This is a genomic window from Streptomyces silaceus (genome assembly GCF_001419745.1).
Classification (GTDB): Bacteria; Actinomycetota; Actinomycetes; order Streptomycetales; family Streptomycetaceae; genus Streptomyces; species Streptomyces silaceus.
This window is the reverse complement of the sequence record NZ_LIRJ01000288.1, coordinates 1-7,165: the sequence shown is the minus strand read 5'-3', so window position 1 is coordinate 7,165 and position 7,165 is coordinate 1. Positions and strand designations below refer to the sequence as shown.

The window sequence follows — 7,165 nt, the reverse complement described above, 5'->3', positions numbered from 1 at the left end:
CCGCATACCCGACGGAGTCCCCCGCCTCGAACCGCTCCCAGGCCCCCTCGACCACCGAGGCCCGCACGAACACGTCCCGCCCGGCCCGCCGCGCCTCCTCCTCGACCAGCGCCACCGTGGGCCCCAGCGTGGACTCCACCGTCGCGAGCACGACGATCCGCGCCCCCGCGGCAACGGCCGCCGCGGCCATGGGCCGGTCCACCCGCACCACGGGCACCCCGACATCCGCCCCGACCACTTCGGCCACCCCACCGATGGTGGAACAGGTGCACAACACCGCACCCACACCACCCCGGAACCGCGCCAACGCCTCCCGCACGTCCCCGGCCACCGCCTCCGGCCCCACGGCCCGAGCCCGCTCCAGCAGCTCCTCGGCGACGTGATGCCGCAACCGAAGCCCCGGATGCGCGGCGTCACGCAGCCCGTCGAAGACGGGCACGTGCACCGGCGACGTATGCAGCAGACCCAGCGTCCCGGCCGACGCCCCCGACGTCACCACGTCGACGGATCCTTGCGGACCTTGTCGAGCGCGGCCCGCATCAACTCCTCGGAAGCGACGGGCGCCTGCTCGGGATGGCGTTCGGCCCACTTCACGACGTAGGGACACAGGGGCGCGACGGCGACGCCTTCCCGCGCCGCGAGGGCGTAGAGCTCCGTGGCGAGGGAACCGGCGATCCCCTTGCCCTCGTGCGCGGACGCGACCTCCGTGTGGACCGGCACGAGCGCGGCCTCCGGCGCGTCCAGCGTGAAGTACACGATGTGCCCGACGAGTTCACCGCCTTCGAACGCCTCGAGCACACCTCTGGCCCGATCGTCCCGAACCTCGACACCACCCATGGTTCCTCCTCGCACCGCGCCGGCCGAACACACCGCACCGCACAGGCCGACTCCCGCCTCAGCGGCTGAGCGGGCTCCGCGCCGTCTCCGGATCCCCCGGCACCGCCTCCGCCGGATCGTCACCGAGGGCCACGACACGATTGCCCTCGTCGACATGTACGACCCGGGGCCGCAGCGCACGCGCCTCGGCGTCCTCGACCTGGGCGTAACTGATGATGATCACCCTATCCCCGGGGTGGACGAGGTGCGCGGCCGCGCCGTTGATGCCGATGACGCCGCTGCCGCGCTCGCCCTCGATCGTGTACGTCTCCAGGCGGGCGCCGTTGGTGACGTCGACGATGTGGACGAGTTCACCGGGCAGCAGATCGGCCGCGTCGAGGAGGTCCGCGTCGATGGTCACCGATCCCACGTAGTGCAGGTCGGCCTGGGTCACCGTGGCGCGATGAATCTTGGACTTGAACATGGTTCGAAACATGATCAATTAGCCATTCATGCAGGTAGGACACATGGCGGTCCTAAAAAGGGTCACAACAGAGTCCCCGGGCAGTCCTCGGGGCTCGCAGGCAAGAGTGCCACGGCGCCCCCACCCCGCGCACGCGGCCCGAAGGGCTTCGACCGAACGGCCCGGAGGCCGAACGGCCCGAAGGCCTCGGCCGGCCCACCCCGTTCAGGACCGGTGCGACTCCGCCGCCCGCACGGGGGCGAGATACGCGCGGTAGCCCTCGTACACGCCCAGCCGCCCCAGCCGGTCCGGGCGCCAGGTGCGGGCGTACGACGGCGGCCGGTCGCCGGAGGGCTCCAGGGCGGCGACCGGCATGCTCCGGGCCTCCCGGGTGATGCGCCCGGCGGTCGTATTGGCGTTGTGGCCGCGGGTGTGGGCGGAGGCACACCCCGCGGAGAAGGCGATCTGGATGGCCTGGTGGCCGGTGAGCAGGCACGGGGGCCGTACGCCGAGACGGTGCAGGTCGGCCGCGGCGCGGGCGTAGTCGCGGCGGGCCGCCGAGGAGTGGTGCACGGTGTGCTCCAACACCGTCGTCTGCACGGCGAGATGGACCGCGAGACCGGCTGCCACCAGCACGACGGCCGGGGTCCGCCGGTACCCCTTGGATACGGTGACGACACGGGCGAGCGCGTCGGCGACGGGGATCGCGAGGAGCGCGTAGGCGGGCAGCAGGAAGCGCGGCGCCGCGTAGCCGATCAGGAAGAGGTACGGGAACGCCGCCGACGCCGCGCACGCCAGGGCCAGCAGCGTTCCGGACGCCCGGCCCGCCCGCACCGCCACGACGAGGCCCGCCAGGGCGAGCACGGGCAGCGCGAACCACCACGCGGTCACCGCCACGTCCGGCATCGCCGAGGTGCACGGCCGGCACAGTGTCCGTCCGCCGAGGCTGCGCAGCTGGTCGCCGACGGCGAGGTGCCAGCCCAGGCCTCCCTGGATCCGCGACCCCTCGGCGAGCCGCGCGCCGAGGCCGCCGTATCGGACGTACGCCTCGACGATCCACTCGGCGGCGCCGGCAGCGAGCCCGAGCGCGAGCGCGCCCAGCAACCGCGGCTGCCGCCACCGCCGCACGCAGACCAGCGCGGCACACAACGGCAGCGCCGCCCAGACCGCGTCGGTGGGCCGCATCAGCGCCATCAGCGCGCCGCCCGCCGCGAGCCCCCACGCCGCGCCCCGGTCGCCGCGGTCCCCCTGGGCGCGCAGGAAGCAGCCCACCGCCGCCAACGCGCCGACGGCGACCCAGTAGTTGGGCATCGCCTGCGGTCCGTAGAACAGCGTCACCCACAGCGACCCGAACAAGCCCCCGGCCAGCGCGAGCACCGGCACCGGCAGCAGTCCCCGCCAGCAGCGCAGGGCGAGGTAGAGTCCGGCTCCCGCCAGCAGCGCCAGGTATATCCGCAGCAGCTCGGTCGACGACGACCAGGACGTCACCGGCGCCACGAGGAACGAGACGCCCCGGGCGCGCGGTGCGCTGAAGAACGCCGCCGGAGCGTGCGGGCTGACCTGGCTGACGTACACCGTCTCGTCCCAGCCGAGCCCCATACCCGTTCCCACCAGGGCCAGTTGGGCCGCCGTGAAGGCTCCCGCGACGGCGGCGGGCGCGGCGCGCGTGCCCTTCATCGTGACCATCATGACCACCCCCACCCCTACACGCTGTAGGGTCCGTTCCACCCTACGCAACGGCCCTACGCGCTGTAAGGTGACGGCATGCCAGGCTCACGCTCCCGAGGCAGACCCGGCGGACCCGGTGGATCACGCGGATCCGGCAGAGCCGAGCGGCGCAGCGCCGGGGAGTTGGAGAGCGAGGTCCTCGCCGCCCTGTGGGCGACCGACGAGGCCCTGACTCCCGCCGAGATCCAGGCCGGGCTCAGCGGCGACCTCGCGTACAACACGGTCCACACCATCCTCAGGCGTCTGCACGACAAGGGCCTGGTCCTGCGCGACGCGGACGGGCGGCGCGGGGCGTACCGCCCGGTGAAGAACGCCGCGGAGACGACCGCCGAGGCCATGCGTCAGGCCCTCGATCGCGGCCCCGACCCGATCGCCACCCTCCAGGAGTTCGTCACCGGACTGAGTCCCGAGGAGGAGCGCGCGCTGCGTGAACTCCTCGGTGGGAGCGGCCCATGAGGATCGACGTCTACACCCCGCTCGTCCTGTCCCTGCTGCTCGCCGTCGTCGGCCCGGCCGTCGGCCGCCGGGTGGCACCCGCCCTTGCCGCCCGCGTGCTCACCGTCGCCGCCGTCGTCACCGCGGCCGCCACCACCTGGGCCCTCGTCCTGCTCGCCGCCGCCCTCGTCAACGAGGCACCGCCGGTGGCCGCCGCGGCACGCGAGGCAGGCCGCGGCCTGCCCGAACCGGTCCCCGCGGCCGTCGCCGTCGCCGCCGTGCCGGCGCTCGGCGTGCTCGCCCACCGCGTCCACCGGGCGCTGCGCGCGGAGTCGACCACCCGCCGCTCCCTGCACCGCCTGTGCGAGGGCCACCCGCCGGACACCGAGCTGGTCGTCGCCGCCTCGCCGGTGCCCCGCGCCTTCGCCGTCCCAGCCGCGCCCGGGAGGCCCGGCCAGATCCTGGTCACCGCCGGCATGCTCCGCGCCCTCGGTCCCGCCGAGCGCCGCGTCCTGCTGGCCCACGAGCGCGCCCATCTCGCCCATCGGCACGCGCTCGTCTCGGCCGCCGTCACCGTGGCCGTCGCGGCCAACCCCCTTCTGGGGCCCGTCCGGACGACCGTCGCCTTCCTCCTCGAACGCTGGGCGGACGAGCGCGCCGCCACCGCCGTCGGCGACCGGGCCACCGCCGCCCGCGCCCTGGCCCGTGCCGCCCTGGTCGCGGACCGCGCCGAGCCCGTCCGCGCGCTGCGCTTCACCGACCGCGCGGTCACCCGCCGGGTCGCCGCCCTGAGGGCCGCCCCGCCGCCGCGCCTGTGGCCCCTGGCCGCGGCCGTGCTCGCCCTCGGCCTGCTCCCGGCCCTCGGCGCCGCCGATGCCACGGACGACTTCTTCCGGCTCCTCGCCCACACCGTGCCGCTCTAGAGCACACCCACAAAAGACCCTCGGAAACGCCCGGCAATAACGGGCAATGGGCCGCCGTCATGGATTCCGTCGGAAATGTACGCCCTTACCGCTCGACCTCGGCCCAGAGTTCCACGAGCCGGGTCAGGACGGGCAGGGCCGCGGCGATCGACTGCCGTTCCTCCGGGGTCAGCAGGCCGATGAGCGGAAGCAGGTGGCGGACCCGGTCCTCGTGCCGGGACCGCCAGATCTGCCGGCCGTTCTCCGTGATGTGGACGAGGACGGCACGCCCGTCCCTCGGGTCCGGACGGCGTTCCACGAGGCCGTCCTGCTCAAGACGCGTGACCAGCTGGGTGAGCCCCGGCTGGCTGATCTGCTCGGTCCTGGCCAGCTCGGTCAGCCGCTTCGGTTCGCCCGAGGCCAGCGTGTCCAGCACGGACAGCGTCGTGAACGACAGCTTCTGCACCACGGGAAGCCGGATGTAGTAACGATTGAAGTTCTCGATCGCCCTGGTGAATTCACCGACGTCCAAGTCGCCCTGTTCGCCGACGTGCTGAGGAGTGGTCACCCTGGAAATATATCGCAGATTTATGTAAGCTTCTGATCGATCTTGGGGCCCGCCCCATGCATGGGCGCGTGGTCCGCACACCTCGGCGCAACGGCGCGTCAACCGACCTCAGAAGCGCTACATGAGGGGCACATCCATGGCTGTGCGTATTGGTATCAACGGCTTCGGGCGCATCGGACGCAATGTGTTCCGGGCCGCGGCCGGGCGGGGTTCGGAACTGGAGATCGTCGCCGTCAACGACCTCGGCGACGTCCCCACGATGGCCCATCTGCTCGCCTACGACTCGATCCTGGGCCGCTTCCCCGAGGAGATCGCCGCCGAGCCCGGCGCGATCCGGGTGGGCGACCGGACGATCAAGGTCCTCGCCGAGCGCGATCCCGGCGCCTTGCCATGGGGCGACCTGGGCGTGGATGTCGTGATCGAGTCCACCGGCATCTTCACCGACGCCGCCAAGGCGCGCGCCCACGTCGAGGGCGGCGCCAAGAAGGTGATCATCGCCGCGCCGGCCCGCGGCGAGGACATCACGATCGTGCTGGGCGTCAACGAAGGCGCGTACGACCCCGAGCGTCACACGATCATCTCCAATGCCTCCTGCACCACCAACTGCCTTGCCGTGCTGGCCAAGGTGCTGCACGAAGCCGTGGGCATCGAGGCGGGCATGATGACCACCGTTCACGCCTACACCCAGGACCAGAATCTCCAGGACGCCCCCCACAAGGACCTGCGCCGCGCCCGCGCCGCGGGACTCAACATCGTCCCGACGTCCAGCGGCGCGGCCAAGGCCATCGGCCTGGTCCTGCCCGAACTGGACGGCCGCATGGACGCGTTCGCGCTGCGCGTGCCCGTGCCCACCGGCTCCGTCACCGACCTGACGGTCACCCCGAGCCGGAGCACCACGCTGCGGGAGGTGAAGGAGGCGTACGCGGCGGCCGCGGCCGGACGGTACAAAGGGCTGCTGTCGTACACCGAGGCGCCTCTGGTCAGCAGCGACATCGTCAACGACCCCGCCTCCTGCGTCTTCGACGCCGAACTGACCCGTGTGACCGACGCACAGGTCAAGGTCGTCGGCTGGTACGACAACGAGTGGGGTTACTCCAACCGTCTCATCGACCTCTCCCTGATGGTCGGGGCATCCCTCTGACGCATCGGCCCACCCGCCCGAACTCCCTTTCCCTTGATGCCTTCTGACGCGTTGTCACCGGCCGTCCGCCCCATGGACGGCCGTGGCTCCGACGCGCCCGCGTCCCGGTACGACGTGCGCCGGGGCGGCCCCTCACCGTCCGGCGCCTGCGGCGCCGGTCTGCCCACGTGCCCGACCGGGCCACGTCACCGGCCCGGTCGAGCCCTGTCACGAGGACGGGACTCCATGACGTACGCGACCGGGAAGTACACGGACTGCACCCCTCTGCTCGACGACCGCGCGGCACTCGACCGCTTCTTCGAGGAACACGGCTATCTCTACCTGCGGGACGTCCTCGACCGCGCGCTCGTACGGACCGTCGCGGAGCAGATGCGGGAGGGCCTGGTGGCACTGGGCGCCGCGGATCCGACGGCGACACTCGAGGACCTCGCCATCGACTCCTTCGAGGAGGTCGACGAGGTGGCCATGCACGCGTACGTGGACTACGACGCGTTCTGGAACCACCCCTCGACCATCGGGCTCTTCGAGCGGGTCTTCGGCGAGCCCGTCTTCGTCTTCCGCTCCACGACGATCCGCTACTACCCCTCCGCGGCGGGCGCCGAGAACCCGTCGTTCGCGCATCTGACGCCCTTCCACCAGGACGGCTTCTACATAGGCCCCAACAAGGACTTCCGTCCCGTGTGGATTCCGCTGGTCGCGACGACCGAGGAGTCCGGGGGCGTCGCGCTCGCGGACGGCAGCCACCGGGCCGGCCCGCGCGAGCACGTCGTCCACGAGTCCTTCCGCCGGTTCGACCACCCGGTGCGCGGCATACCCGCGGAGCACATAGGCCAGGACGAGACGCTGCGGCACTCCGCCATGGAGCCGGGCGACGTCCTGTTCATGCACGGCTACACCTGCCACAAGTCGGTGCCGAACCTGTCGTCGCCGCCCGTCATGCGGATGTCGATGGACACCCGCGTGCAGCCGGCCTCGTCACCCCGCGGCCACAACGCCCTGACGCCGTGGACGGAGTCCGCGAAGGACCCCTCCAAGGGGATCATGTCGAAGATCACCGGCACCCCCACCGCCGTCGAGTAGCACCGGCCCGCCCCCTCGTACAGCACCGGCAC

Annotated in this window: 9 protein-coding genes; 4 read left to right on the top strand and 5 right to left on the bottom strand. The window is 72.4% G+C overall.

Features of this window, described 5'->3' with window-relative positions; genetic code table 11:
- The 4 genes from AOK22_RS25235 to AOK22_RS25220 form a co-directional block, all read right to left on the bottom strand.
- Nucleotides 1-499, bottom strand: a 499-nt coding sequence (locus AOK22_RS25235; RefSeq protein WP_244164983.1) for an arylsulfatase, incomplete at its 3' end; no start/stop codon positions are given.
- Entirely contained in the window at nt 493-837 is a 345-nt protein-coding gene (locus AOK22_RS25230) for a GNAT family N-acetyltransferase (protein WP_055701009.1), read from the bottom strand. The genes AOK22_RS25230 and AOK22_RS25235, both read right to left, overlap by 7 nt.
- A gap of 58 nt (nt 838-895) precedes the next feature.
- Nucleotides 896-1,312, bottom strand: a complete 417-nt coding sequence (panD, locus tag AOK22_RS25225; RefSeq protein WP_055701008.1) for an aspartate 1-decarboxylase — start codon at nt 1,310-1,312, stop codon at nt 896-898.
- Between the two features lie 192 nt (nt 1,313-1,504).
- Complete coding sequence (locus AOK22_RS25220; RefSeq protein ID WP_244164982.1) at nt 1,505-2,956, bottom strand: hypothetical protein; 1,452 nt, start codon at nt 2,954-2,956, stop codon at nt 1,505-1,507.
- Between the two features lie 87 nt (nt 2,957-3,043).
- Here AOK22_RS25220 and AOK22_RS25215 point away from each other — a divergent pair, with 87 nt between their 5' ends.
- Nucleotides 3,044-3,463 carry a BlaI/MecI/CopY family transcriptional regulator gene (locus AOK22_RS25215; RefSeq protein ID WP_079036796.1) on the top strand — a complete coding sequence of 140 codons (420 nt, stop codon included), beginning with the start codon at nt 3,044-3,046 and terminating at the stop codon, nt 3,461-3,463.
- Nucleotides 3,460-4,365 carry a M48 family metalloprotease gene (locus AOK22_RS25210; protein ID WP_055701006.1) on the top strand — a complete coding sequence of 302 codons (906 nt, stop codon included), beginning with the start codon at nt 3,460-3,462 and terminating at the stop codon, nt 4,363-4,365. Before AOK22_RS25215 ends, AOK22_RS25210 begins: the two co-directional genes overlap by 4 nt.
- Before the next feature lie 85 nt (nt 4,366-4,450).
- Here AOK22_RS25210 and AOK22_RS25205 read toward each other — a convergent pair whose 3' ends face one another.
- Complete coding sequence (locus tag AOK22_RS25205) at nt 4,451-4,912, bottom strand: MarR family winged helix-turn-helix transcriptional regulator (RefSeq protein ID WP_055701005.1); 462 nt, start codon at nt 4,910-4,912, stop codon at nt 4,451-4,453.
- Between the two features lie 136 nt (nt 4,913-5,048).
- Here AOK22_RS25205 and gap point away from each other — a divergent pair, with 136 nt between their 5' ends.
- Entirely contained in the window at nt 5,049-6,053 is a 1,005-nt protein-coding gene (gene gap, locus AOK22_RS25200) for a type I glyceraldehyde-3-phosphate dehydrogenase (protein WP_055701004.1), read from the top strand.
- A 225-nt stretch (nt 6,054-6,278) separates the two neighbouring features.
- Nucleotides 6,279-7,133: a 1-deoxypentalenic acid 11-beta-hydroxylase gene (ptlH, locus tag AOK22_RS25195; RefSeq protein ID WP_055701003.1), complete on the top strand. Its 855-nt coding sequence runs from the start codon at nt 6,279-6,281 to the stop codon at nt 7,131-7,133.
- Nucleotides 7,134-7,165 lie beyond the last annotated feature (32 nt).

Bases quoted from the DNA above. Each gene is read 5' to 3' on its own strand.
- ptlH (WP_055701003.1), top strand. From the start codon at position 6,279: ATGACGTACGCGACCGGGAAGTACACGGACTGCACCCCTCTGCTCGAC.
- AOK22_RS25215 (WP_079036796.1), top strand. From the start codon at position 3,044: ATGCCAGGCTCACGCTCCCGAGGCAGACCCGGCGGACCCGGTGGATCA.
- AOK22_RS25230 (WP_055701009.1), bottom strand. From the start codon at position 837: ATGGGTGGTGTCGAGGTTCGGGACGATCGGGCCAGAGGTGTGCTCGAG.
- AOK22_RS25220 (WP_244164982.1), bottom strand. From the start codon at position 2,956: ATGAAGGGCACGCGCGCCGCGCCCGCCGCCGTCGCGGGAGCCTTCACG.
- panD (WP_055701008.1), bottom strand. From the start codon at position 1,312: ATGTTTCGAACCATGTTCAAGTCCAAGATTCATCGCGCCACGGTGACC.
- AOK22_RS25210 (WP_055701006.1), top strand. From the start codon at position 3,460: ATGAGGATCGACGTCTACACCCCGCTCGTCCTGTCCCTGCTGCTCGCC.
- gap (WP_055701004.1), top strand. From the start codon at position 5,049: ATGGCTGTGCGTATTGGTATCAACGGCTTCGGGCGCATCGGACGCAAT.